The sequence below is a fragment of the Caenimonas sedimenti genome (assembly GCF_007833165.1).
Classification (GTDB): Bacteria; Pseudomonadota; Gammaproteobacteria; order Burkholderiales; family Burkholderiaceae_C; genus Ramlibacter; species Ramlibacter sedimenti.
This window is the reverse complement of the sequence record NZ_VOBQ01000009.1, coordinates 50,141-75,359: the sequence shown is the minus strand read 5'-3', so window position 1 is coordinate 75,359 and position 25,219 is coordinate 50,141. Positions and strand designations below refer to the sequence as shown.

Sequence of the window (25,219 nt, the reverse complement as noted above, 5' to 3'; positions counted from 1 at the left end):
CTGCAGGCGTCAGGGCCTGGCGCGGTGCGCCACCATGCGCTCATGCAGGCGCGTGACGATGCGGCTGCCCGTCTTCACCATGAGAAAAGGAAACACGCTGTGGATCAGCGCGGCAGCCGCGCCGAGCAGCATCGTGCCGGCGAAGGACAGCGACGCGGCCATGTGCTCCCAATAGTTTTCCCCAACGCTTTGCGGGTGTTCGGTGAAGGCGTTCATGGGGATCAAGTCTAGGCATTCAGGCGCGCAAAAGGCTTGCGAGTTCGGACTGAACGCGATCCATCCTGAGCAATCATTGCTCTAGAACGGCAAGATCGTAGAAAATTGCCGCCATGGACAAGAAAGACCTGCAACTCCTTGCCCTGCTGCAGCAGGACGCCGCCACCCCGCTGGCGCAACTGGCGCAGGCCGTGAACCTCTCGACCACGCCTTGCTGGCGCCGCGTGCAGAAGCTGCACGAGGATGGCGTGATCCGCAAGCAGGTGGCGCTGTGCGACCCCGTGCGGCTCCATGTGCCTGTCACCGTCTTCGTGTCCGTCCGCACCAGCCAGCACAGCGACGCCTGGGTCAAGCGGTTCGTGCAGGCCACGCGCGACATCCCGGAGATCATGGAGATCTACCGCATGAGCGGCGACGTCGACTACCTGCTGAAGGTGGTGGTGCCTGACATCGCAGGATATGACCGGGTCTACAAGCGGCTGATCAAGGCAGTCGATCTGCAGGACGTGAGCTCCAGCTTCGCCATGGAGGTCCTCAAGTCGACCACTGCCCTGCCGCTGGACTACGCGGACTCGACCACCCGCAGCACGTCCTCGCCGTAAGCCTCGAGCTTCTTCGCGCCGATCCCGCTCACGCCTTCGAGCTCACGCAGGGTCTGCGGCGCCAGGGCCGCGATCGCGGCCAGCGTCGCGTCGTGGAAGATCACGTAGGCGGGCAGGTTGTGCGCGCGGGCCACCTCGGCGCGCCACAACTTGAGCGCGGCGAAGCGCTGCTGGCCGGCCTCCGTCAGCCCTGCGGTCGTGGCGCTGGCCTTCGCCGCTTTGTCTCCTGTCTTGTCGCGGTTGCGGACACGTCCGCCGGGCTGCGACACCGATTCGCGCAGCATCACCGGCTGCTCGCCCTTCAGCACCGCGCGCGAACCCTCGGTCAGCTGCAAGGTGTTGAAGGCCTCCGAGTTCACCGCCAGCGCCCCGGTGGCGATCAGCTGCCGCAGCACGCCGCGCAACTGCTGCTCGCTCAGGTCCGCCGCGAGGCCGAAGGTCGAGATGCGCTCGTGGCCGAACTGCGCGACCTTTTCGGTGGCCTTGCCGCGCAGGATGTCCATGATGTGACCGGCGCCGAAGCTGATGCCGCTTTGCTGCTGCACCCGGTAGATGGTGGAGAGCAGCTTGCGCGCGGCGTCCGTCCCGTCCCACACCGCCGGCGCTTCCAGGCAGTTGTCGCAGTTGCCGCAAGGCTGCGAAGCCTCGCCGAAATACGCCAGCAGGCGCACACGCCGGCAGTCCGTCGCCTCGGCGAGCGCCAGCAGGGCGTCCAACTTGCCGCGCAGCACCTGCTTGAATTCCTCGCCCGCCGGGCTCTCGTCGATCATGCGGCGCTGGTTCACGACGTCCTGCAGCCCGTAGGCCATCCAGGCGTCGGCCGGCAGGCCGTCGCGGCCCGCGCGGCCCGTCTCCTGGTAGTAGCCTTCGATGTTCTTCGGCAGGTCCAGGTGGGCGACGAAGCGCACGTCGGGCTTGTCGATGCCCATGCCGAAGGCGATGGTGGCGACCATCACCACGCCGTCGTCGCGCAGGAAGCGGTCCTGGTGGCGCTGGCGCACGCCGGCGTCCAGCCCCGCGTGGTAGGGCAGCGCGTCCAGGCCCTGCTGGCACAGCGTCTGCGCGATCTCTTCGACCCGTTTGCGCGACTGACAGTAGACGATGCCCGCGTCGCCGTCGTGCTCGCGCTGGATGAAGCGCAGCAACTGCTGCGTGGCGTCCTTCTTCTCCACCAGCGTGTAGCGGATGTTGGGCCGGTCGAAGCTGCTGATGAAGCGCTGCGCACCTTCCAGTTTCAGGTGCGTGACGATGTCTTCGCGCGTGATGTCGTCGGCGGTCGCGGTCAGCGCGATCCGCGGCACGCCGCCGAAGCGCTCGTGCAGGACGGCCAGCGCCCGGTACTCCGGCCGGAAATCATGGCCCCACTGGCTGACGCAATGCGCCTCGTCGATGGCGAACAGGGCGAGTTGGCCGCGCTCGTGCAAGGACTCCAGCTGCGCCAGGAAGCGCGGCGTGGTGATGCGCTCCGGCGCGGCGTAGAGCAGGGTGATCTCGCCGCGCAGCAGCCGCTTCTCGACCGCGTTGGCTTCTTCGCCGCTCAGGGTGGAGTTGAGGAAGTCCGCCTCGATGCCGGCTTCGCGCAGTGCCCCCACCTGGTCGTGCATCAGCGCGATCAGGGGGGAGACGACGACGGTCACACCCCGGCCGGCCCGGTGCTGCGCGATGGCGGGGATCTGGTAGCACAGCGACTTGCCGCCTCCCGTGGGCATGAGCACCAGAGCGTCGCCGCCGCCGATGACGTGCTCGACGATGGCCTGCTGCGGGCCGCGGAAGCTTTCGTAGCCGAAAACCTCGTGGAGGATGGATGCGGGCGTGCTCAAGATGGGGTCATTGTCCCGAAACATGAAGCTCCAACGCTTTCTTCTTAGAATTGGATGACCATGAAGCCTGTGACCTATACCCGTGGACAAGCCCTGCCGGCCCTGCTGGCGCAACGCATCGCCATCCTCGACGGGGCGATGGGAACCATGATCCAGCGCTTCAAGCTGAGCGAAGCGCAGTACCGGGGCGAGCGTTTCCGCGACCACCACAAGGACGTCAAGGGCAACAACGAGCTGCTGTCGCTGACGCGCCCGGACGTGATCCGCGACATCCACGAAGGCTACCTGGCCTCGGGCGCCGACATCATCGAGACCAACACCTTCGGTGCGACCTCGATCGCGCAGGCCGACTACGACATGCCCGAGGTCGCGCGCGAGATGAACGTGGCTTCGGCCCGGCTGGCGCGCGAAGCGGCCGACAAGTTCAGCACGCCGGACCGGCCGCGCTTCGTGGCAGGCGCCCTCGGCCCGACACCCAAGACCGCCAGCATCAGCCCCGACGTGAACGACCCGGGCGCCCGCAACGTCGACTTCGAGCAGCTGCGCGCGGCGTACTACGAACAGGTCGCGGGGCTCGTCGAGGGCGGCTCCGACCTGCTGCTGGTGGAAACCATCTTCGACACGCTGAACGCCAAGGCGGCGCTGTTCGCCATCGAGGAGTTCTTCGCCGACACCGGCGAACGCCTGCCGCTCATCATCAGCGGCACGGTGACCGATGCCTCCGGCCGCATCCTCAGCGGCCAGACCGTCACGGCGTTCTGGTACAGCGTGCGGCACGCGCGGCCGCTGGCCGTCGGCCTCAATTGCGCCCTCGGCGCGGCGCTGATGCGGCCCTACATCCAGGAGCTGCACAAGGTTGCCGCCGACACCTTCATCAGCTGCTACCCGAACGCCGGCCTGCCCAACCCGATGAGCGACACCGGCTTCGACGAGACGCCGGAGATGACCTCGCGGCTGCTGCGCGAGTTCGCGGCCGAGGGGCTGGTGAACATCGTGGGCGGCTGCTGCGGGACGACGCCGGAGCACATCGGCGCGATCGCCCAGGCGGTGCAGCCGCTGGCTGCCCGCTCCGTGCAAAAAGAGTTCTTCTACAAAGAGGCCGCCTGAGGCTGTTCACTCGGAAATCGCTGCGCGATTCCCGAGTGGTCTGATCAGTGCGAAGAGGACCGGCGAAGCCGGATCCTCATCGCAAAAGGGGCCGCCCTGCGCGATGCTCCGTTCGGCCCACGGGCCGCTGCGCGGAGACTGGGATTCTTCGCCACTCCTTTTGGGATGTCTGGCCAAGGCGAGCCAGCGGGCGGTAACCCGCTGGCCCCTTGTCGCGGCGCCCGGCCGGTAAGCCGGGATCCAACAGAAGCAAGTGTGCGGGCTGGGCCGACGAAAGTCTTGCTGATCTTCTGCGACTCCTGGCCTTTGGCGGCAAAATGAGCTGATGATGGCAAAAGGGAAGATAATCTTCCTTCATGGACGCTATCGACCGGAAAATCCTGAGGGTGCTGCAAACCGACGCGCGCGCCAGCCTTCAACAGATCGGCCAGCAGGTGGGCCTGAGCACTTCGCCCTGCTGGGAACGCATCAAGAAGATGGAAACGGCGGGCGTGATCGAGGGCTACACGGTCCGCCTCAACGCCCAGGCGCTGGAGCTCAACGACACGGTGCTGGTCCAGGTGACGCTGGACAGCCACTCGGACAACACGCTGGAGAAGTTCGGCGAGACGCTGGCGGCCATCCCCGAGGTGATCGAGGCCTACCTGGTCTCCGGTGAGTACGACTACCTGCTGCGCGTCGCGGTGAAGGACACCCGGGACTACGAGCGCCTGCTGCGCGAGCAGCTCTACAAGATCAAGGGCATCCGCCACAGCAAGTCTTCCTTCGTCCTGCGGACCTTGAAGAAGGCGGATCTGCCGATCTGAGCATCACGTAAAATCAGGCCACCTCAAGGAGCGCTGCAGCGGCCACGACGCCGTCAGGCTTGAGATGTCTTTCAACCGCGCTCACTTCTGAATCAAAGAGGTGAGTGATGCGTCAGCCCGATGTCCCCCCGATGAAGCTTTCCGGCCTGGAGCCTGTCCAGCTCGGCAAGGGGACCCTGTTCGTCAATGTGGGCGAGAGAACCAACGTGACGGGGAGCAAGGCGTTCGCCCGCATGATCCTCGCCGGTGAATTCGAGCAAGCGCTCGCGGTGGCGCGGCAGCAGGTGGAAAACGGCGCCCAGGTCGTGGACGTCAACATGGACGAAGCCATGCTGGACAGCAAGGCCGCCATGGTCCGCTTCCTGAACCTGATGGCGAGCGAGCCCGACATCGCGCGGGTGCCGGTGATGATCGACTCGTCCAAATGGGAGGTCATCGAAGCGGGCCTGCGTTGCATCCAGGGCAAGGGCATCGTCAACTCGATCAGCATGAAGGAAGGCGTGGACGCCTTCAAGCACCAGGCCACCCTGGTCAAACGTTACGGGGCCGCGGCGGTGGTGATGGCCTTCGACGAAAAGGGCCAGGCCGACACCTTCCAGCGCAAGACCGAGATCTGCCAGCGCGCCTACCGCATCCTGGTCGACGAACTCGACTTCCCGCCGGAAGACATCATCTTCGACCCCAACATCTTCGCCATCGCCACCGGCATCGAGGAGCACAACAACTACGCGGTGGACTTCATCGAAGCCACCAAGTGGATCAAGCAGAACCTGCCGGGCGCGAAAGTGAGCGGCGGGGTTTCCAACGTCAGCTTCTCCTTCCGCGGCAACGACCCGGTGCGTGAAGCCATCCACACCGTGTTCCTGTACCACGCCATCCAGGCCGGCATGGACATGGGCATCGTGAACGCCGGGATGATGGGCGTGTACGACGAGCTGGAGCCCGAACTGCGTGAGCGCGTCGAAGACGTGGTGCTGAACCGCCGGCCCGATGCCGCCGAGCGGCTGATCGAAGTCGCCGAGTCGGCCAAGGGCGCCGCCCGCGATGAGGGCAAGAAGAACGAATGGCGCCAGCTGCCGGTGGGCCAGCGCCTGTCGCATGCGCTGGTGCACGGCATGAACGAGTTCATCACCGAAGACACCGAGGAGATGTACCGGGAGATCCTGGCGAAGGGCGGCCGCCCGCTGCACGTGATCGAAGGACCGCTGATGGACGGCATGAACATCGTGGGCGACCTGTTCGGCGCCGGCAAGATGTTCCTGCCGCAGGTGGTGAAGTCGGCCCGGGTGATGAAGCAAGCCGTGGCCCACCTCATCCCCTACATCGAGGAGGAGAAGCGGCAGCAGGAGGCCGCGGGCGAGGACGTGCGCACCAAGGGCAAGATCGTCATCGCCACCGTCAAGGGCGACGTGCACGACATCGGCAAGAACATCGTGACCGTCGTGCTCCAGTGCAACAACTTCGAGGTCATCAACATGGGCGTGATGGTGCCCTGCCACGAGATCCTGGCGATGGCCAAGGTCGAGGGCGCGGACATCGTCGGCCTGTCGGGGCTGATCACGCCTTCGCTGGAAGAGATGCAGTACGTGGCGGCCGAGATGCAGAAGGACGCGCATTTCCGCGTCAAGAAGATCCCGCTCCTGATCGGCGGCGCCACGACCAGCCGCGTGCACACCGCCGTCAAGATCGCGCCGCACTACGAAGGCCCGGTGGTCTACGTGCCCGATGCTTCGCGCAGCGTGAGCGTCGCGCAGGGCCTGCTATCGGACCAGGCGGCGAAGTACATCGCCGAGGTCAATGCCGATTACGACAAGGTCCGCACGCTGCACGCCAACAAGAAGCAGGTGCCGCTGTGGCCGCTGGCGAAGGCGCGCGCGAACAAGACACCGGTCGACTGGTCGGGCTACACGCCGCCGGTGCCCAAGTTCATCGGCCGCCGCGTCTTCAAGAACTACGACCTGGCGGAACTGGCGCGCTACGTTGACTGGGGCCCGTTCTTCCAGACCTGGGACCTGGCCGGTGCCTTCCCCGCGATCCTGAAGGACGAAGTGGTCGGCGCCGAGGCCGTGCGCGTGATGTCCGATGGCCAGCGCATGCTGAAGCGGCTGATCGAAGGCCGTTGGCTCACGGCCAACGCGGTGGTCGGCTTCTGGCCGGCGCAGAGTGTGAACGACGACGACATCCGCCTCTACACCGACGAATCGCGCACGCAGGAGGCGCTGACCTGGTACGGCCTGCGCCAGCAGGCCGAGAAGCACACGATCGACGGCGTGCAACGCCCCAGCCGTGCATTGGCCGATTTCGTGGCCCCCGCTGGCGGGCCGAAGGACTACGTCGGCATGTTCGCCGTCACCGCGGGCCTGGGCGTGGACAAGAAGGAAAAGTACTTCCTGGACGACCACGACGACTACTCGGCCATCATGCTCAAGGCCCTGGCCGACCGGCTGGCCGAGGCGCTGGCGGAATGCCTGCACGAGCGCGTGCGCAAGGACCTGTGGGGCTACGCACCGAGCGAGCAACTGGACACCGAAGCGCTCGTGGCAGAGAAGTACCGCGGCATCCGCCCCGCGCCCGGTTATCCGGCCTGCCCCGACCACAGCGTCAAGCGCGAGATGTTCGCGCTGTTGCAGTGCGAGGAGATCGGCATGGGCATCACCGAGAGCCTGGCGATGACGCCGGCCGCCAGCGTGAGCGGGTTCTACCTGAGCCATCCGGACAGCACCTACTTCAACGTCGGCCGCATCGGCAACGACCAGCTGCAGGACCAGGCCGCACGCCGCGGCGCGCCGGTGAACGAGCTGGAGCGGTTGCTGGCGCCGAATCTGTGACATCCGGCAGCACTTTGGCCGTGCGGTGTCTTGCGCTCCCCCAGGCTCAGCCGTTCCAATAGCGGGCAGGAGATGACCATGCAGAAACTTGCCTTCGCCGTACTCGCCGCCACGCTGTCCGCCGGTGCGCTCGCGCAATACGACGGCCCCGAGAGAAGCTACAAGCAGAAGCCCGAGCCGCTGTCGCTGGAAACCTGCCAGCGCTGCGGCACCGTCGAAAGCGTGCGCGAAGAAAAGCGCAAGGGCGAGGCCAACGGCGCCGGCATGGTCGGTGGGGCCGTCATCGGCGGCTTGCTCGGCAACCAGATCGGCAAGGGCAGCGGGCGGGCGGTCGCCACCGTGGGCGGCGCGGTCGCTGGCGGCTACGTCGGCAACGAGGTGCAGAAGAACGCCAACAGCCGGATGGTCTGGGTCACCGAGGTCCGGATGAAGGACGGGACGCTGCGCACCTTCGAGCAGGACGGCCGGCCCCGCTGGCGCTCCGGCAGCATCGTCCGGGTGCGCAACAACAGCCTGAGCTTCTAGCCTGCCGGCTGCCGGCGCCGTCCCGGTCGTCGGCATGCTCCTACCGACGGCGCCCGTGTGCGCCGATAGCGGATGAGCCTGCGGCCGCTAGCCTGCCGGTATGACCTGGTCCGATCGCGTTCCCCTGGCCCTGCGCAAGGCGCTCAAGCCCGCCCGGCCCGTGGCGCGCGCTGTGCGGCTGTGGAGCGACGCCGGCGGCATGACCATGAGCGCGGCCGTTTCCTTCTACGGCATCCTGAGTCTGGCGCCCTTGCTGCTGGTGGTGGTCGCGCTGCTTGGATGGTGGATGGACCGCGAGGTGCTGGAAAAGGGCATCCTCAGCCAGCTGGGCACCATCATCGGCGAGCGCGGCACCGGTGTGATCGCCGACACCCTGGCCAGCGCCCGCGCCCCCTCCGAAAGCATCATGGCCAGCATCGCCGGTTTCATCGTGCTGCTGTTCGGCGCCACCGGCGTCTTCGGCGAATTGCAGGATGCCTTCGCACGCATCTGGGCCACGGGGCAGCCGGGCCACGGCCGGCAGACGTGGCGCCACACGGCCACCCTGCGGCTGCGGGGCATCGGCTACGTGCTGGTGGTCGGATTCCTGCTGCTGGTCTCGCTGGTGGTGTCCACCTTGCTGAACATGTTCTCGGGCTGGCTGGGCCAGGGCCTCCCGCTCGAAACCCTGTTCCGGGTGCTGAACGAGATGCTGGCGTTCGCGGTGTGCACCGGCCTGTTCATCGGGCTCATGCGGATGAGCGCGGGGCCGAAGCCGCGCATGCGCTACCTGCTGATCGGCGGCTTCGCGGCGGGTATCCTGTTCACCCTGGGCCGGCAACTGCTGTCGATCTACCTCTCGACGGCTGCCGTCGTCTCGGCCTACGGAGCGGCCGGTTCGCTCATCGTGCTGCTGATGTGGCTCTATTTTTCCTGCGCCGTGCTGCTGCTGGGCGCCGGCTTCGCGCGTGCCGTGGAAGAGGGGCAGCTGGCGCCATCGACACCCGGCAGCCCGGACTCAGGTGAGCGCCTTGCGCTGCGCACCCCATAGCGCCAGCGCGGAGATCACGGCGGCGGCCAGCAACACCGCCAGCCCCCAGCGGTAACCCACTTCGCGCGTCCACAGCAGTCCCAGCATCCAGGGCGCGACCGCGCGTGCCAACGCGGTCGGCAAGCCCAGCGCGCCGTTGAGGGATGCGACGTGGTCCCGGTTCACGTATTGCGCGATGGCCGTGCCCTTGACGATGGTGAGCATGCCGTTGCCCAGGCCGTACAGCGCCACGAAGACCAGCGCGGCGATGGGGTTCGTCGTGCCCGCGAGCAGCGCGCCCAGTCCCAGCGGGATCAGCCAGGGGATCAGCCGGTTCGCCAGGTGCAGGTCGAAGCGGTGCTCGAAGAAAAACAGCAGCAACCGGCCCAGTACCTGGACCAGGCCGATGCTCGCCGGAATGGCGATCACCCAGGCGGCCGGCAACCCGCTTTCGCGCAGCAGGCTGATCATGTGCGGCGGCAGGGCCGAGGTGACGCCCATCATCCCGATCACGAACACGCCGATCAGCAGGAAGGGCGCGCTGCGCACCAACTGGCCGGGCGTGTTCGTGCTCCCTGCCGTCGCCGGCACGGGCTTCGGGGCGCCGCGCAGCAACACCGCATGGAGCGGGACACAGACCAGCAGGTGGATCGCCGCCAGGCCCAACAGCGCCTGGCGCCAGCCGAAGGCCTCGATCCACCAGGCCGACAGCGGGATGAAGACGGTGCTGGCGAGACCGCCGAGGAAGGTGAGCGTGATGATCGCGCGGCGGAAATCATGCGGAAACCGCCGCGTCACCACCGCGAACACCGGCGAATAAAGGGTGCCGGCGAGCGCCGCGCCCAGCAGCAGCCACACCGCGTAGAAGGCGGCGGGGCTGCGCACCAGGCTGTGCAGGGCGAGGCCGAGCGCGACCAGCAGCGAGCCACCCGTCATCACGGCGCGTTCATGGCCGCGATCGATCCAGCGCCCGACCGGGTAGGCCAGCAGCCCTTCGGCCAGCAGCGCCAGGCTGAAGGCCAGCGACGATTCCGCACGTGACAGCCCCAGTTCGCGCTCGACCGGTTCGAGCAGCAGCGCGAACGTGTAGAACACGCTGCCCCAGGTGATCAGTTGCGCCAGGGACAACCAGCCCACCAGCCGGCGGTCGTGGCCGGCCGTCGCCGTCATGCGGCGCCGGTGCCCGCGTAGTTCCAGCCGACTTGCCTTGCCGCCGCGATCAGGCGCGGATTCAGCCGCAGGCGCTGGCGCCCGGCGGCTTCCATCGACACGCCGAATCGCACGCGGCCCTCGTCCAGGAAGAAGCTGAGCACGCTGCCGCGCGGGTGCGCGCCATCCGAGTCGGCGACGGTGAGCACGCCGTGCGGCACCGCGGCCAGCAGGTCCGTCACGCGCGCCGGCGAGGTGGCCTTGAAGTAGAGGATGTGGAAACCGGTCAGCGGATCGCCGGGATTCAGCCGCACCACCTGAACGGGCCGGCCGTCGCGGTCGCGGTCGCGCGCCAGCTCGCTCAGGTCGCGCCACACGAGCTCGTCACCGAGGATGCCGATGCGCAGCGGCGTATCCGCCTTGGCGAAGGTGCCATCGGGCCAGTCGACGAAGCTGGCGAACTTGTGCAGGAAGGCCGCCTTGACCAAGGTGTCGCGCGATGCAGCGGGGACGCCCTGGGCCGCAAGCCGCGGCGCCGCTGCCGCGACGAGCGCGGCGACCAGCACGGGGCGCCGCCGCAGGCGCGCTGGTGAAGGATCGTGGAGCGGGCGGGACGGCATGCTCGCTCTCAGAGGCGCCACACGGCCTTCAGGAAGATGGCGCGCTCGAGCTCTGCCCGCGAACCGGGCGCGCCCCATTCCGGATGGCGGCGGTCGCCGACGTTGCGCGCGGTCAGCGACAGTTCCAGGCCCGGCCGCACGTGCCAGCCCACGCGCAGGTCGAGCGCGGTGTACGAAGGCACGGCGGGCAGCGGCAGCGAGCCGACGTGGCGCAGCCGCGCGTCCAGCTCCAGCTTCGGCGCGACGTCCCACGAGAGGCCCAGGTTGACACGGTTCCGCGGGTCGTTGCCCAGCTGGCTCTGGCCGCCAGGCAAGGGGGCCGTCCCGGCACGGGCTGCGAGCTTCAATTTCTGGTGGACATAGCCGGCGTCGAATCGCAGGGTGTCGGACACCTTCCACCGGCCCCAGGCCTCCACCCCGGTCAGCTGCCCTTCATAGCTGTTGCCGAAGCCCAGCCCGCCGGGCTGCGTGTCCACCGAGCGCAGGCGGTCAAAGTCGTGATGGAACAGGGTCACCGAGTAGCTGACGGCGGCACTGGGTTGCGAGCGCCAGCCGATTTCGGCCACGCGCGCGATTTCCGAATCGAAGTTGGGGCCGCCCAGGTTCAGCTGCGGCGTGAACGCGTCGCGGTCCACGCGGGACGGGACGCGCACCGCGCGTGAGACCGCGGCCCACAACAGTGACTGGGGCGTGGCCTGCCAGGCGACACGGGCGTTGGGCAGCCACTCCAGCCCGGTGTAGCTGTTGTGCTCGGCCTTCAGGCCGGCGGTGAAGCGGATGTCCGGCGTGAGCGCGAATTCGTCCTGGGCAAAAACGTTCCAGAGATTCATGCGCCGGTGGTTGGGGAGCAGCTGCAATTGCGCCGGCGCCAGGTTGCGCAGGCTGTCCTCCTGCCGCCGGTAGCCGGCGCCCCAGAGGAAATCGTGCCGCTCCAGCGGCCGGCTGGTGTGCTGGAATTCGATGTCGATGGTGTCCAGGCGGTCATCCACGGACCCGGGCTGGTCGCGGTTGGCCCGGTCGAAGTAGGCCTGCAGCTGGGCGCGCTCGCCCGGTGCGATGTCGCGGGCCCAGCGGCCGAGCAGGCTGGTGCCGGAAATCCGGCGCTCGGTGGGACCCTGCGTGAGTTCGGCCTGGTAGACGTCCCCCTGCAAGGTCCACTGGTCCTTGCCCCTGGCGTGGTCGGCGCGGAAGCCGGCGGCGTTGCGTTGGGAACTGTCGCGGATCGGCGCTCCCGCCGCGTTGTGCGTCTCGTCCATGTTGAGCCGCTTGGCGTAGAAGCGCCAGTGCACGTCGGGGTGCGGCGAGCCGCCCCAGCGCCCAGCCAGCAGGTTCTCCCGATTGCCAGCGCCGGACTTCAACAGCGTGCCCGTGGTCTCGGCGGCGTTGCGCGTCACGATGTTGATGACGCCGTTGACCGCGTTGGAGCCGTAGAGCGTGCCGCCGGCGCCGCTCAGCACCTCGATGCGCTCGATGTCCTCCAGCACGAGGTCCAGCGACTCCCAGAAGACACCGGAGAAGAGCGGCGAGTACATCGTGCGGCCGTCGACCAGGACCAGCATCTTGTTGGCCAGCACGCTGTTGAAGCCGCGGGCGCTGATGGCGTACTGGTTGGCGTCGGCGCGGGCAACGTGCAGGTTGGGTGCGAGGCGCAACACCTCCGGCAGGGTCACCGCGCCGGAGCGGCGGATGTCTTCCTGGTTGATGACGTACACCGAGCCCGGCACGTCGGCCAGGCGCTGGACGCGCTTGCCCACCGAGGTGACCTCGATGCTGGACAACTGCTCCAGCGAGAGGTCGGTGAGGCTGGGCGCCGTCTGCGCCGCCAGGGCGAGCGGCGCCAGGGCCAGAAGGCCGCAGGCCAGCGAGCGGCGGCGCGCGGCGGCGGGCACCGGAATCGGGTTCATCGGGCGATTATTCATGAGCCGGCGCGCGCCGCGCATCGGTCTTTGTCCTCAGTGGGACGCCCACAACAGCCGGCGGGCACGCAGCACCTGCGCGATGTGCGTCGCATGCACATCGCGCCTTGGATCAGCGGCCGCTGGCGTTCACCCAGGCTGGAGCGGAGGGAGGTCGACTGCGCGCAACGTTGCCGTCGCGATCGCCGCGAGTTGCTCCTGGCCATCCGCGGTGGTCATGACCTCGACGCTGGCCACGCAGATGCTCGCTCCCATCCGGACCGCGCGAGCCTTGGCCACGATGGCCTCGCCGCTGGCCGGACTGAGGTAGTTCACGTGCAAGTCCACCGTGACGGCGATGCGACCCGGAGGCAGGGCCGTGGTGACGGCGGCGCCGGCCGCGTGATCCGCCAGCCCCGCGATGACGCCACCATGGAAATGGCCGTTGAACTGCAGCAGGTCGGGCCGCCGGGCCAGCCGCAGATGAACGCTGCCGCGCTCGACCAGGGCCACCTGGGTGCCGACCGCGCTCGTGTAGCCGGGGCTGGAAGTGACGCGCTCCACCAGCGCGCGGGCCGCGATGTCATCGTTCATGGCCTTGATTCTTGGCCCGGCCCCACCTGCGGACAAGCCCTATGGCACAACTACCTCGCTATCGATACCGTCTATCGCACATGGACATCAAGCAGCTGCGCTACGCGATCGCGGTCGCCGAGGCGGGAAGCTTCAGCGCCGGCGCTCGCCAAGCCTTCGTCACGCAGCCGACGTTGTCGGCGGCGATCGCCGCGCTGGAGGCCGATGTCGGGTTCAAGGTGTTCGACCGGCACCCGCGTGGCGTGGTTCTGACGCCGCAGGGGAGCCGCTTGATCGCGCATGCGCGGTCCGTGCTGTCGGAGCTGGCGGCGATGAAGACGCTGGCCCGGTCACCCGCGGTCCAGCGCCGGCGGCTGCGCGTCGGCCTGTTGGCGACACTCGCTCCGCAATTCGTCGCGGACACGATCGCGGCGCTGACCCGGTCGGCCGGCTTGCCGGGCTGCCAGACGGAAGACGGTTCATTGAGCGCCTTGCGCCGGCGGCTCGCCAGTGGCCGCCTGGACGCGATCCTGACTTCACTGGAAGCGCAACCAGCCCCGGGGGTCTGCCAGCTCGAACTCGCGGCGGACTCGCAAGTGCTGGCGCTGCCCGAAGCCTGGGAAGTTCCGGCGCAGGTGACGCCCGCGATGCTCCATGGCCAGACGCTGATCGTGCGCATCCACTGCGAGTTCCTCCAGGCGGCCTCGCGCATCCTGGACGAATGCCGCGTCGCGCCCATCGTGGTCGCCAGGACGGAGAGCGACGCGCATGCCATGGCGATGGTGGGTGCGGGCCTGGGCGCCTGCCTGGTGCCGGACAGCCTGTCGGCTCCCCGCGTGAAGCTCGTGCAGGTCCAGCAGGTGCGGCTGCAGCGCCGGCTGGGTCTCGAATGGATCAAGGGTGCGGCGGGAGGTGCGCTGGACCGGATGCAGCGACTGGCCTGAGACCTCACTGCGACGCCGACAGCAGCCGCCGGTACTGCACGGCCTCCGCGATATGCGTGGTTTGCACATCCCGCGCCGCCGCCAGGTCAGCGATGGTCCGCGCGACCTTCACCACGCGATGCGTGGCGCGCGCGCTCCAGCCCAGGCGCGCCGCTGCGGTGCGCAGGAAGTTGCTGGCCGTGGCGTCGAGCGCGCCGTGCGCATCGAGCGCCTGGCCTTCCAGCGCGTGGTTGGCATGCCCCTGCCGCTGTTCGGCCCGCGTGCGCGCCGCCACGCAACGCGCGTGGATGGCGGCCGTGCTTTCGCCGGGCGGCGTGTTCAGCAGCAACTCGGGCGGCAGCGCCGGCACTTCCACGTGCAGGTCGATGCGGTCCAGCAGCGGCCCGCTCAGTTTGCCCTGGTAGCGGGCCACCTGGTCCGGCGTGCAGCGGCACGGCCGGGCCGACCCCAGCCAGCCGCAGGGGCAGCGGTTCATGGCGGCGATGAACTGGAAGCGCGCCGGGAATTCCGCGCGGCGCGCGGCCCGCGCGATCGTGATCCGGCCGGTCTCCAGCGGTTCGCGCAGGGCTTCCAGGGCGCTGCGCGGAAACTCGGCCACTTCATCCAGATAGAGCACGCCATGATGCGCCAGTGAAATCTCGCCTGGCCGCGGCGGCGAACCGCCACCCACCAGCGCCACCGCGCTGGATGAATGGTGCGGCGAGCAGGTCGGCCGCTGCGACCATTGGGCCGGCGCGAAGCGGCCCGCCAGGCTGGCGATGGCCGCGCTTTCCAGCGCCTCCTGGATGCGCATCGGCGGCAGCAACCCGGCAAAGCGCGTGGCCAGCATCGACTTGCCGGCCCCAGGCGGGCCGACCAGCAGCAGACTGTGGCCGCCGGCGGCGGCGATCTCCAGTGCCCGCTTCGCCGCCGCCTGTCCTTTGACGTCAGCCAGGTCCGGATAGCGCGGTGGCGCGCCAGGCGCCCCGGCTTCCAGCCGGACCCAGCCATCGCCCGGCTCGGACGCATCGGCCTGCGGCTGCGGCAGGAACTGCCGCACCACGTCGAGCAAGTGCACCGCACGCAGCACTTCGGCGCCGGGGACCAGGGCCGCTTCTTCCGCGCTGCCCGGCGGCAGCACCAGCCGCACCCGCACGCCGGCCGACTGCAGCGCCAGACTCGTCGCCAGGGCGCCGCGCACCGGGCGCAGCTGGCCGGACAGCGACAGTTCACCCGCGAACTCGTGCCCCGCCAGCCGGGCGCCGTCGATCTGGCCGCTGGCGGCCAGGATGCCCAGGGCGATCGGCAGGTCGAAGCGGCCGGAATCCTTGGGCAGGTCGGCCGGCGCCAGGTTCACGGTGATGCGTTTGTTGTGGGGGAACTGCAGGCCGCAGGTCAGCAGGGCCGAGCGGACGCGCTCGCGCGCCTCTTTCACTTCGGTGTCGGCCAGGCCGACCAGCGTGAAGCTGGGCAACCCATTGGCCAAATGCACCTCGACCGTGACCGCTTCGGCCTCCAGGCCCAGCAGTGACCGGCTCTGCACCAAAGACAGGCTCAAAGCGGATTCCCTCCCCATAGATGTGCATGACACGCCCTGGTGCGGCCAAAAAAACAAGATGGCACCGAGTTGGTGCCAACTGGCCGCGAAAACGAGTACCTCAGCGGCATAACGCCAAAAGCAGGGTTCACGCGGACCGGGTGTTCCTCCTTGTGACATTTGGCACGCGTCCTGCTTAGTCAGCTGAGCGTCCCTTCCTCAAATCACGGAGAACCCATGAAATCCAAAGCCCTCGTGCTGCTGTCCTCGCTGGTCTTTGCCGGCAGCGTTTTCGCCCAGACCGCCGCGACGCCCGACTACACGCTGTCCTATAACGTGGGCGTGGTCTCCGACTACCGCTACCGCGGCATCTCGCAGTCGCGGCTCAAGCCGGCGCTGCAGGGCGGCGTCGATTTCGCCCATTCCAGCGGCTTCTACGTGGGCACCTGGGCGTCCACGATCAAGTGGATCAAGGATGCCGGCGGCGACTCCAACGTCGAGATCGACGTGTATGGCGGCTACAAGTTCAACGCGGGCCCGGTCGGCGTCGACGTGGGTGCCCTGCGCTACTTCTACCCGGGCTCCAGCCTGGGCGTCAACCCCGACACCACCGAGCTGTACGCGGCCGGCACCTGGGGCCCCGCCACGTTGAAGTACTCGCACGCGGTCACCAACCTGTTCGGCTTCGCCGACAGCAAGGGCAGCTACTACCTGGACCTCACGGCCACGTTCCCGATCGGTGAGAGCGGCTTCTCCGTCACGCCGCACATCGGCTACCAGAAGGTCAAGAACAACTCCGCCGCAAGCTACACCGACTATTCGATCGCGCTCGGCTATGACTTCAAGAACGGCCTGACCGCCAGCCTCGCCTGGGTCGACACGGACAACAACAGCTACCTGGCGCCCAACGGCAAGAACCTGGGCAAGTCCGGCGCCGTGCTGGGTCTCAAGTACGCGTTCTGAAGCTGGCGCTGCCAAAGGAGAAAGCATGAAACTCGTCACCGCCATCATCAAACCCTTCAAGCTCGACGAGGTGCGCGAAGCCCTCTCGGGCATCGGGGTGCAAGGCATCACCGTGACCGAAGTCAAGGGCTTCGGCCGCCAGAAGGGCCACACGGAGCTGTATCGCGGCGCCGAATACGTGGTCGATTTCCTGCCGAAGGTGAAGATCGAGGCCGCGGTCCCCGACGAGTTGGTGGAGCGGGTGATCGAGTCCGTCGAGGGCGCCGCCCGCACCGGCAAGATCGGCGACGGAAAGATCTTCGTCTACGACCTGGAGCAGGTCGTCCGCATCCGCACCGGCGAGACCGGCAAGGAAGCTCTCTAAAACCCCTATCGCATCAAAGAGAGACACTGACATGAGGAAATTTCTCGCCACCCTGGGCCTCGGCCTGGGCCTGCTGATCGGCAGCGCCGCCGCGGTCGCGCAGGCGCCTGCCGCGTCCGCACCCGCCGCGCCTGCCGCGACCGCCACGACGACTCCCGCGACCCCTGCCGCAGCCGCGGCTCCCGCGGCTGCCACCGCGGCACCTGCTGCTGCTGCCCCTGCCGCCGCGGCCCCCGCAGCAGCGCCCGCCCCCGTCCCCAACAAGGGCGACACCGCCTGGATGACGGTCTCCACGCTGCTGGTGATCCTGATGACGATCCCCGGCCTGGCGCTGTTCTACGGCGGCCTGGTCCGCAGCAAGAACATGCTGTCGGTGCTGATGCAGGTGTTCGTGGTCAGCTCCATGATCTACGTGCTGTGGATCATCTATGGCTACAGCGTCGCCTTCACCGGAGGCAGCGCCTTCATGGGGGGCTTCGGCAAGCTGTTCCTGTCGGGCGTGACGCCGGAATCGATCGCCGCGACCTTCAGCAAGGGCGTCGTCATTCCCGAGCTGAGCTTCGTCGCCTTCCAGGCCACCTTCGCGGCCATCACCTGCGCGCTGATCGTCGGCGCCTTCGCCGAGCGCATCAAGTTCTCGGCGGTGCTGCTGTTCTGCGCCATCTGGTTCACGTTCAGCTACCTGCCGATCGCCCACATGGTCTGGTACTGGGACGGCCCGGACGCGATCACCGACGCCAAGTCGCTGGAGACCGTCACGGCCGCCGCCGGCTGGCTCTGGGCCAAGGGCGCGCTGGACTTCGCGGGCGGCACCGTGGTGCACATCAACGCCGGTGTCGCCGGCCTGGTGGGCGCCTACCTGGTGGGCAAGCGCCTGGGCTACGGCAAGGAATCGCTGACGCCTCACAGCCTGACGCTCACGATGGTCGGTGCCTCGCTGCTGTGGGTGGGCTGGTTCGGCTTCAACGCCGGCTCCAACCTGGAAGCCAACGGCGTCGCCGCCCTGGCCTTCATCAACACGCTGGTCGCCACCGCCGCCGCGACGCTGTCCTGGATCGCCGGTGAAGCCCTGTCCAAGGGCAAGGGCTCGATGCTGGGCGCCGCCTCCGGTGCCGTGTCCGGTCTGGTCGCCATCACCCCGGCTTGCGGTTTCGTCGGCCCGATGGGCGCGCTGATCATCGGCCTCGCGGCCGGCCTGGTCTGCCTGTGGGGCGTGAACGGCCTGAAGCGCATGCTCGGCGCCGACGACTCGCTGGACGTCTTCGGCGTCCACGGCGTGGGCGGCATCCTGGGTGCGCTGCTGACCGGTGTGTTCGCTTCGCCCTCGCTGGGCGGCACCGGCGTCTACGACTATGTCGCCAACAAGGTGAACCCGGACTACTCCATCGGCGGCCAGGTCTGGATCCAGTTCCAGGGCGTGCTGACGACCATCATCTGGTCGGGCGTGGTGGCCTTCATCGCCTACAAGATCGTCGACCTGCTGATCGGCCTGCGCGTGACCGAAGAGGAAGAGCGCGAAGGGCTGGACATCAGCAGCCACGGCGAGACCGCATACAACCGCTAGAGCGGGACGGATGGGCCGCGGTGGCACGCCGCGGCAAGTCAAAAGAACCAAGCAAGATCTCCTTTGGATGTTCGGCCCGCCTCGGCGGGCCGTTTTTTTGGTGAGCCGCCAAAGCCGCCGCGCCCTCAGTGCAGAATGGGGGCACAACAGGAGACAGCGGTATGGTCGAACTGGTCGCTGGGGAATTGCGTTGCGAGATCGAACCCCGGCTGGGGGGCTGCATTTCGGGCTTCTGGATGGGTGACGTCCCGGTGCTGAGGTCGGGGCCGGCTTCCGAGCTGGCTTCAGCCCGGCAGTCAGGCAGCTATGCGCTCGTGCCCTTCTCGAACCGCATCGCGAATGCCAGCCTGGTCTGGGATGGGACGCAACACCCGCTGGTCCGCAACAACGGCGATGAACCGCACGCCATCCACGGCGTCGGCTGGCAGCGGCCCTGGTCCGTCCTCGAAAGCGATGCCCAGACCGCCATGCTCTCCTACGAGCACAAGGCGGACAGCGCCTGGCCGTTCGCCTTCGACTGCTCCCACACGATCCGCCTGCGCGAAGGGGCGCTCGAATTCACGCTGGCCCTCACCAACCAGTCCGCGCAGGCCGCGCCCGCCGGGCTGGGCTGGCACCCGTTTTTCGTCAAGCGTTCGCGCAGCCGCATCGCTTTCGACGCCACGGGCCGCTGGGAGATGGGCCCCGACAAGCTGCCCACCGTGCGCAAGGGTTCGCGCGGCCTCGACAGCGATTGCGCTTTCCTCGACGTCGACCACTGCTTCGACGGCTGGGATGGCGTGGCCCACCTGCGTGACGAGGCGATGCACGTGCGCATCCGTTCCAGCCTGTCCCGGCTGGTGGTGTTCACCAACGACACCCGCGACCACATCGCCGTCGAACCGGTGAGCCACGTCAACAACGCGGTCCACCTGGTGTCCGCCGGCGCCAAGGCCGCCGACCTGGGCCTGCGTGTGCTGGCGCCGGGCGAGACCATGGTGGCGCAGATGACGCTGGAAGTGGAGCCCGCGCGATGAAAGCCCACCCCCGAAACGCCTTCGGCGTCTCCCCCAAAGGCACCCCAGAAAATTGCTGCGCAATTTCCCGGGGACCCCGCCCAAGGGGGCGCACCCAGCGGCCCGGCAAAGCCGGTTCCGCGGGTGCCCACGACGGCGCTTCTTCTCTCATGCACCACGGCGGATGCGCGGGGTTGTGAGGAACTGATGTGGATACAGGCCGTCGCGGAACCGGACGCCTTGGGCGAGTCGCCGTTCTGGCATCCGCAGGAGCAACGGCTGTACTGGGTGGACATCGACGGCCGCCGAATCCGGCGGGTGCGGCCGGGTGAAGCCGCCGAAAACTGGCCCTTGCCGCAGCAACCCGGCTGCATCGCCCCCGCCGCCGGCGGTGGCCTGGTGATGGGCCTGCGCGACGGCATCTATCGCGCGCGTGAATGGGGCGGGACGCTGGCGCCCATCGTGCGGTTCAACCACGCGCAGACCTCCCGCTTCAATGACGGCAAGGCCGACCCGCTGGGCCGCTTCTGGGCCGGCACCATCTACGAACCGCGCGATGCCCGCAAGGCTGACTTGTACAGCGTCGATTGCCGCCCCGGCAACGGCGAAGGCGGCAAGCCGGTGGTGCAGCTGAAGGCGCACAACGCGACCACCGCCAACGGCCTGGCCTGGTCGCCCGATGCCCGCACGCTCTACTGGACCGACACGCCGCGGCATGTGATTCACGCCTGGGACTGGGATGCGCGCGCCAACGTACTGCGGCGCCACCGCATCTTTCACCAGTTCCCGCCCAAGCCCGCCGGCTGGCGCCCGGGCGACCCGGGCTACGGCGGCCGGCCCGATGGCGCGGCGGTGGACGCCGAGGGCAACTACTGGTGCGCCATGTACGAGGGCGGCCGCATCGTGCAGCTGTCGCCGGCCGGGGTCCTGCTGCGGGAGATCGCGGTGCCGGCGCGCTGCCCGACCATGCCGTGCTTCGGCGGGCCGGAGGGGAAGACGCTGTTCCTGGCGACCGCGCGCCACGGGCGCCCGCCCGAGGAAGTGGCGGCCCTGCCCCTGTCGGGCCACGTTCTGGCACTGGAATCGGACATCGCCGGGCTGCCCGTCAATTTCTTCATCGACTGAGCCCCGAAAATTTCAGGGCCCCGGCGGCCGTCGGGGCCGCGGCAGGCCCGTAACATCGCCCGCATGGCCATCCTGGACGACCTGATCGCGCGGATCCGCACTGCCGCTGAAAGCGGCAGTGCGCTGCGCATCCGCGGCGGCGGCAGCAAGGACTTCCTCGGCGAGCGTTTCGAGGGCGAGGTGCTGGACACCACCGGCCTGCGTGGCATCGTGAGTTACGAACCGAGCGAACTGGTGGTGACGGTGCTGGCTGGCACGCCGCTGGCTGAGCTGGAAGCGCTGCTGGCCGGGAAGGGTCAGTGCCTGCCCTTCGAACCGCCGCATTTCGGCTCCGCCGCCACCGTCGGCGGCATGGTCGCCGCCGGCCTTTCGGGGCCGGCCCGAGCCAGTGCCGGGCCCGTGCGCGACTACGTGCTGGGCCTGCAACTGGTCAACGGGCGCGGCGAGTTGCTCACCTTCGGCGGCCAGGTGATGAAGAACGTGGCGGGCTACGACGTGTCGCGGCTCATGGTGGGCGCGTTCGGCACGCTGGGGCTCATCACCGAGATCAGCCTGAAGGTGCTGCCAGTGGCACCGGCAGAAGCCACGCTCCGGTTCGAGCTGGACCAGGCCCAGGCCTTGCGCCAGCTGAACGCCTGGGGCGGCCAGCCCCTGCCGCTCAACGCCAGCTGCTGGAAGCGCGAGGACGGGGGCGAGGCCCTGTACGTCCGGCTGCGCGGCGCGCAGGCCGCGGTGGAAGCCGCCTGCCGCACCATGGGAGGCGAACGGCTGGACGGCGCCGGACCGCATTGGGTTGCTTGCCGGGAACAGCAGCAAGCGTGGTTCGCGGACCGTGGCGAACGGGAGCTCTGGCGCCTCTCCGTGCCGCAGACCGCGCCGGTGCTGGACCTGCCGGAGCCGCCACTGGTCGAATGGCACGGCGCCCAACGCTGGGTGCGCGTGGCGCCCGGCGGCGGGGATGCGCTGCGCGCCGTCGCGCGCGAGGCCGGAGGCCACGCCACCCTGTTCCGGACCGCGGGGCCCGTGTCCTTTCCCCGTTTCACGCCGCTCGCGCCGGCACTCGCCACCATCCAGCGCGAGCTGAAACGCCAGTTCGACCCGGCCGGCACCTTCAACCCCGGCCGGCTCTTCCCGGACTTCTGATGCAGACCCAGCTCGCCCCCGAATTCCGCGACACCGCCGAAGGCCGCGAGGCCGAGGCCATCCTGCGCAAGTGCGTGCACTGCGGCTTCTGCACCGCCACCTGCCCCACCTACCAGGTGCTGGGCGACGAGCTCGATGGCCCGCGCGGCCGCATCTACCTGATGAAGCAGGTGCTGGAAGGCGACGCCCCGACGCGCAAGACGCAGCTGCACCTGGACCGCTGCCTCACCTGCCGCAACTGCGAGAGCACCTGCCCGAGCGGCGTGCAGTATGGGCGGCTGGTGGACATCGGCCGGGCGATCGTCGAGCGCAAGGTGCCGCGCGGTGCCGGCGCGAAAGCCGCGCGCTGGGCGTTGAAGGAAGGTCTCACCTCCGCCGCGTTCGCACCCGCCATGAAGCTCGGCCAGGCTGTGCGCGGCCTGCTGCCGCCGCTGTTGCGCGACAAGGTGCCGGCCGCCCGCGACGCCGGCCGCTGGCCGACGGCGACGCACGCGCGCAAGGTGCTGTTGCTCGCGGGCTGCGTGCAGCCGGCGATGATGCCCAACATCAACAGCGCGACGGCCCGCGTGCTCGACGCCGCCGGCATCCAGGCGGTCGTGGCGCCGGCGGCCGGTTGCTGCGGCGCCCTCAAGTTCCACCTGAACGACCAGGACGGCGGGCGCGCGCAGATGCGCGCCAACATCGACGCCTGGTGGCCGTTCGTCGAGCGGGGCGAAGTCGAAGCGATCGTCATGAACGCCTCGGGCTGCGGCGTGACGGTGCGCGAATACGGCCACCTGCTGCAGCACGACAACGCCTACGCGGAGAAGGCGTCCCGCATCGCGGAGTTGACCCGTGACCTGAGCGAACTGTTGCCGGAACTGGTGCCCGCACTGCGGGGCCGGGTCCGGGCGCCTGCGGGCCTGCTGGCGTTCCACCCGCCTTGCACCTTGCAGCACGGGCAGCAATTGCGCGGCGGTGTCGAGCAAGGCCTCACGGCGCTGGGGTTCCAGGTGCGTGTCGCGCTCAACGAGTCGCACCTGTGCTGCGGATCGGCCGGTACCTACTCGGTGCTGCACCCGGACATCGCGCACACCCTGCGTGACCGCAAGCTGGGGCACCTGGCCGAACTGGCGCCGGAGGCCATCGTGTCCGCGAACATCGGCTGCATCACCCACCTGCAAAGCGGGACGCAGACACCGGTTCGGCACTGGGTGGAACTGCTGGACGAGGCCCTGGCGCCGGCTTGACAGCCGAACCGCGGAGCGCGAACCTCCGGTGGCGGCCGCAGGCCGCGAAGGAGCTTGCAATGGCCAGTGTCGGCAATGCCTGGGCGGCCGGGTTCGTTCTGGCCACGGCGTGTCTCCCGGCCGGCAGCCAGGCGGCCGATCCGCCGCCCGCCCTGGTCATCGACATCGTGAACATGGGCGGCAACGATTGCCCGCCTTGCGTGACGTGGCGCCAGACCGAGCTGCCCAAGCTCCAGGCGGCGCCCGAATTCAAGTCCATCCGGTACACGCACGTCACCAAGAGCATCACGTCGGCCGTGCCGCCGGGGTTCTTCTTCCCTTCCGGCTCGCAGCACCTGCAGCCCGCATTGAAGGAAGCTTCGAACGGGCTGAGCGGATCGCCGCAGCAGGCCATCCTGGTGAATGGCCGGCTGGTCGACTACTGGTTCGGCACCGGAAAGGGTGAAGCCGGCAAGCTGGTGGAGATGGTGCGCGCCATCCAGGAGGGCAAGGGGCTGCCGCGGCCGACCTGCCTGAAGCTGAAGACCCACGGCACTTGCCAGACGCCCGGTCCGGACAAGGTCTCCTGACACCAGCTTGTCAGGAGCATGGCGGCACAGTACTGTCCCTCCATGCGCCGCGCCGACCGCCTCTTCCACATCATCCAGCTGATCCGCGGCCGGCGCCTGACCACGGCCGCGTACCTGGCGCAGCGGCTCGAAGTGTCGGAACGCACCATCTACCGGGATGTGGCTGACTTGCAGACGCAGGGTGTGCCCCTGGAAGGCGAGGCGGGCGTGGGTTACCGGCTGGGCGCTGGGTTCGACCTGCCGCCCATGATGTTCACGCAGGATGAGGCCAAAGCACTGGTCGCTTCCGTGCGCATGGCCCAGGCGTGGCTCGACCCGGCGCTGGCGACCAGCGCGCAGGATGCGCTGGGCAAGATCCTCTCGGTGCTGCCGGTCGACGCGCGGGTGGCGGCCGAGGCCCTGGCCGTCTACGCACCGCAGGGCGGCCTGTCGCCGCCGGCGCAGCGCACCTTGCAGACCCTGCGCGAAGCCGCCCAGGAACGCCACAAGATCTTCCTGAACTACCGCGACCTGAGCGAGAAGGCCAGTGAACGCACCGTGCGGCCGCTCGGCTGCTTCTACTGGGGCAAGGTCTGGACGCTCGCCGCCTGGTGCGAGCAGCGCAACGATTTCCGCAGCTTCCGCGTCGACCGCGTCACCTACGTGCGCCGGCTCGACGACCGCTTCCGCGACGAGCCCGGCCGCACGCTGGCCGATCTGGCCCGCATCGACCGCGAGTGGTCGCATGCGCAGGGCTGGACGAACTAGCCGCCCAGCGCGTCCCGGAAGCGCCGGCTGCAAGGCACCTGGCTGCCATCCTTCATCTTCAGCCGCGCGTCGCCGGCATCGAGCGGCTCGATTTCGGCCACCCGGTCCAGGTTGACGGCATAGCTGCGGTGCACCCGCACGAAGCGCGCCGGATCGAGCTGCTCCAGGAAATCCGCCAGGGTGGAACGAAGCAGGTAGTCGTGCCCGTTCACGTGCAGGCCGACGTAGTTGCCCTGCGCCTGCAGCCACTCGATGTCGGAGGCAGCGATCAGGAATTCCTTGCGCAGCTTGCGCACCAGGAAACGCTCTGGCCGGGTGGGCGCCAAGGGCGGCGGTTCCGCCGGGGCACCTGCGGCGGGCTCCTGCGGGTCCAGCACTCGCGCTTCCCCCTGCAGCCGCACCAGCACCACCCGGTAGCTCCAGAAGGCCACCAGGATCATCGCGTAGGCCCGGGCGTCCTTCAGGTATTCGTAGAACAGCATCTGGCCCCAGTCCGGTACCGCGTAAACCAGGCCGGCGGCGGCATACACCGCCTTGCGCAACACCACCATGCCGGCGACATGCAGCAGGCAAAAGACCAAGGTGAACGCCAGATGCAGCGGCAAATGGCGCCGCCAACTCCGCAGGTCGAGCGGAAAGCGCCGAACCGCCAGCAGCAGCAGCGGGATCAGCGCGCCGATCACCACCGTGCTGGTGACCTCCCAGGCCAGCGGCTGCCAATACGGCAGGCCGGCGCCGGCACGGCGCAGGTCGTGCCAGCTCACGATGCTGTTGGCGAGCACTTGCACGCCCAGCACGACCACCCAGAAGCCGATCTCGGCCGTTCGGCGCCAGGGCTGGTAGCGGGCAAGCAGGTCAGGCATAGGCACGAAGTCTAGGGGGCAGGCGCTTCCAGCCCGTCCCAACCGGC

At 68.7% G+C, this 25,219-nt stretch carries 24 protein-coding genes and 1 riboswitch; of the genes, 16 read left to right on the top strand and 8 right to left on the bottom strand.

Annotated features, from left to right (window positions below; all coding sequences use genetic code 11):
* Positions 1-9 precede the first annotated feature (9 nt).
* Complete coding sequence (locus tag FN976_RS11905; RefSeq protein WP_145893253.1) at positions 10-216, bottom strand: DUF6356 family protein; 207 nt, start codon at positions 214-216, stop codon at positions 10-12.
* A 113-nt stretch (positions 217-329) separates the two neighbouring features.
* Here FN976_RS11905 and FN976_RS11900 point away from each other — a divergent pair, with 113 nt between their 5' ends.
* On the top strand, positions 330-818 hold the full coding sequence (locus FN976_RS11900; RefSeq protein WP_145893252.1) for an Lrp/AsnC family transcriptional regulator: 489 nt from the start codon (positions 330-332) through the stop codon (positions 816-818).
* Here FN976_RS11900 and recQ read toward each other — a convergent pair.
* Complete coding sequence (recQ, locus tag FN976_RS11895) at positions 779-2,662, bottom strand: DNA helicase RecQ (protein WP_145893251.1); 1,884 nt, start codon at positions 2,660-2,662, stop codon at positions 779-781. The genes FN976_RS11900 and recQ overlap by 40 nt on opposite strands.
* A gap of 36 nt (positions 2,663-2,698) precedes the next feature.
* Between recQ and FN976_RS11890 the strand changes: the two genes are divergently transcribed.
* From FN976_RS11890 to FN976_RS11870, 5 genes are all read left to right on the top strand, one after another.
* On the top strand, positions 2,699-3,745 hold the full coding sequence (locus FN976_RS11890; protein WP_145893401.1) for a homocysteine S-methyltransferase family protein: 1,047 nt from the start codon (positions 2,699-2,701) through the stop codon (positions 3,743-3,745).
* Positions 3,746-4,101: 356 nt separating this feature from the next.
* Positions 4,102-4,551, top strand: coding sequence for an Lrp/AsnC family transcriptional regulator (locus FN976_RS11885; RefSeq protein ID WP_145893250.1), 450 nt, complete (start codon positions 4,102-4,104; stop codon positions 4,549-4,551).
* 19 nt (positions 4,552-4,570) lie between these two features.
* A riboswitch (S-adenosyl-L-homocysteine riboswitch) is annotated at positions 4,571-4,641 on the top strand.
* A 41-nt stretch (positions 4,642-4,682) separates the two neighbouring features.
* A complete protein-coding gene (gene metH, locus FN976_RS11880; protein ID WP_145893249.1) occupies positions 4,683-7,379 on the top strand; it encodes a methionine synthase in 2,697 nt (898 codons plus the stop codon).
* 78 nt (positions 7,380-7,457) lie between these two features.
* Positions 7,458-7,904 carry an outer membrane lipoprotein gene (locus FN976_RS11875; protein WP_186510851.1) on the top strand — a complete coding sequence of 149 codons (447 nt, stop codon included), beginning with the start codon at positions 7,458-7,460 and terminating at the stop codon, positions 7,902-7,904.
* A 100-nt stretch (positions 7,905-8,004) separates the two neighbouring features.
* A complete protein-coding gene (locus FN976_RS11870) occupies positions 8,005-8,934 on the top strand; it encodes a YihY/virulence factor BrkB family protein (RefSeq protein ID WP_145893247.1) in 930 nt (309 codons plus the stop codon).
* Here FN976_RS11870 and FN976_RS11865 read toward each other — a convergent pair.
* The 4 genes from FN976_RS11865 to FN976_RS11850 form a co-directional block, all read right to left on the bottom strand.
* On the bottom strand, positions 8,902-10,083 hold the full coding sequence (locus FN976_RS11865) for an MFS transporter (protein WP_145893246.1): 1,182 nt from the start codon (positions 10,081-10,083) through the stop codon (positions 8,902-8,904). The genes FN976_RS11870 and FN976_RS11865 overlap by 33 nt on opposite strands.
* Positions 10,080-10,682 (bottom strand): TOL_0243 family YfiR-like periplasmic protein, encoded by a 603-nt coding sequence (locus FN976_RS11860; RefSeq protein ID WP_186510850.1) that lies wholly within the window; start codon positions 10,680-10,682, stop codon positions 10,080-10,082. The genes FN976_RS11865 and FN976_RS11860 overlap by 4 nt, the downstream gene beginning before the upstream one ends.
* A gap of 8 nt (positions 10,683-10,690) precedes the next feature.
* Positions 10,691-12,586 carry a TOL_0244 family TonB-dependent receptor gene (locus FN976_RS11855; RefSeq protein ID WP_186510849.1) on the bottom strand — a complete coding sequence of 632 codons (1,896 nt, stop codon included), beginning with the start codon at positions 12,584-12,586 and terminating at the stop codon, positions 10,691-10,693.
* 141 nt (positions 12,587-12,727) lie between these two features.
* The gene (locus FN976_RS11850) at positions 12,728-13,171 is read right to left on the bottom strand and encodes a PaaI family thioesterase (RefSeq protein WP_145893243.1); all 444 of its coding nucleotides are present in this window, start codon (positions 13,169-13,171) and stop codon (positions 12,728-12,730) included.
* Positions 13,172-13,251: 80 nt separating this feature from the next.
* Between FN976_RS11850 and FN976_RS11845 the strand changes: the two genes are divergently transcribed.
* A complete protein-coding gene (locus FN976_RS11845) occupies positions 13,252-14,094 on the top strand; it encodes a LysR family transcriptional regulator (RefSeq protein WP_186510848.1) in 843 nt (280 codons plus the stop codon).
* Positions 14,095-14,098: 4 nt separating this feature from the next.
* Here the strand turns inward: FN976_RS11845 and FN976_RS11840 are convergent, their stop codons facing one another.
* A complete protein-coding gene (locus FN976_RS11840; protein ID WP_145893241.1) occupies positions 14,099-15,631 on the bottom strand; it encodes a YifB family Mg chelatase-like AAA ATPase in 1,533 nt (510 codons plus the stop codon).
* Between the two features lie 216 nt (positions 15,632-15,847).
* On the opposite strand from FN976_RS11840, the gene FN976_RS11835 reads away from it, so the two are divergent.
* The 9 genes from FN976_RS11835 (at position 15,848) to FN976_RS11795 (ending at position 24,309) form a co-directional block, all read left to right on the top strand.
* Positions 15,848-16,573 carry a TorF family putative porin gene (locus FN976_RS11835; RefSeq protein WP_145893240.1) on the top strand — a complete coding sequence of 242 codons (726 nt, stop codon included), beginning with the start codon at positions 15,848-15,850 and terminating at the stop codon, positions 16,571-16,573.
* Positions 16,574-16,598: 25 nt separating this feature from the next.
* On the top strand, positions 16,599-16,937 hold the full coding sequence (gene glnK, locus FN976_RS11830) for a P-II family nitrogen regulator (RefSeq protein WP_145893239.1): 339 nt from the start codon (positions 16,599-16,601) through the stop codon (positions 16,935-16,937).
* Positions 16,938-16,968: 31 nt separating this feature from the next.
* On the top strand, positions 16,969-18,501 hold the full coding sequence (locus tag FN976_RS11825; protein WP_145893238.1) for an ammonium transporter: 1,533 nt from the start codon (positions 16,969-16,971) through the stop codon (positions 18,499-18,501).
* Between the two features lie 161 nt (positions 18,502-18,662).
* Positions 18,663-19,517 (top strand): aldose 1-epimerase, encoded by an 855-nt coding sequence (locus FN976_RS11820; RefSeq protein ID WP_145893237.1) that lies wholly within the window; start codon positions 18,663-18,665, stop codon positions 19,515-19,517.
* A gap of 186 nt (positions 19,518-19,703) precedes the next feature.
* Positions 19,704-20,621: an SMP-30/gluconolactonase/LRE family protein gene (locus FN976_RS11815; RefSeq protein ID WP_145893236.1), complete on the top strand. Its 918-nt coding sequence runs from the start codon at positions 19,704-19,706 to the stop codon at positions 20,619-20,621.
* Positions 20,622-20,684: 63 nt separating this feature from the next.
* Positions 20,685-21,764 carry a glycolate oxidase subunit GlcE gene (gene glcE / locus FN976_RS11810; protein WP_145893235.1) on the top strand — a complete coding sequence of 360 codons (1,080 nt, stop codon included), beginning with the start codon at positions 20,685-20,687 and terminating at the stop codon, positions 21,762-21,764.
* Entirely contained in the window at positions 21,764-22,993 is a 1,230-nt protein-coding gene (gene glcF, locus FN976_RS11805) for a glycolate oxidase subunit GlcF (RefSeq protein WP_145893234.1), read from the top strand. The genes glcE and glcF overlap by 1 nt, the downstream gene beginning before the upstream one ends.
* 59 nt (positions 22,994-23,052) lie before the next feature.
* Entirely contained in the window at positions 23,053-23,562 is a 510-nt protein-coding gene (locus tag FN976_RS11800; protein ID WP_145893233.1) for a hypothetical protein, read from the top strand.
* A 42-nt stretch (positions 23,563-23,604) separates the two neighbouring features.
* On the top strand, positions 23,605-24,309 hold the full coding sequence (locus tag FN976_RS11795) for a helix-turn-helix transcriptional regulator (RefSeq protein ID WP_145893232.1): 705 nt from the start codon (positions 23,605-23,607) through the stop codon (positions 24,307-24,309).
* Here FN976_RS11795 and FN976_RS11790 read toward each other — a convergent pair.
* Entirely contained in the window at positions 24,306-25,172 is an 867-nt protein-coding gene (locus tag FN976_RS11790; RefSeq protein ID WP_145893231.1) for a LytTR family DNA-binding domain-containing protein, read from the bottom strand. The two genes, FN976_RS11795 and FN976_RS11790, sit on opposite strands and share 4 nt — an antisense overlap.
* Positions 25,173-25,219: the final 47 nt, after the last annotated feature.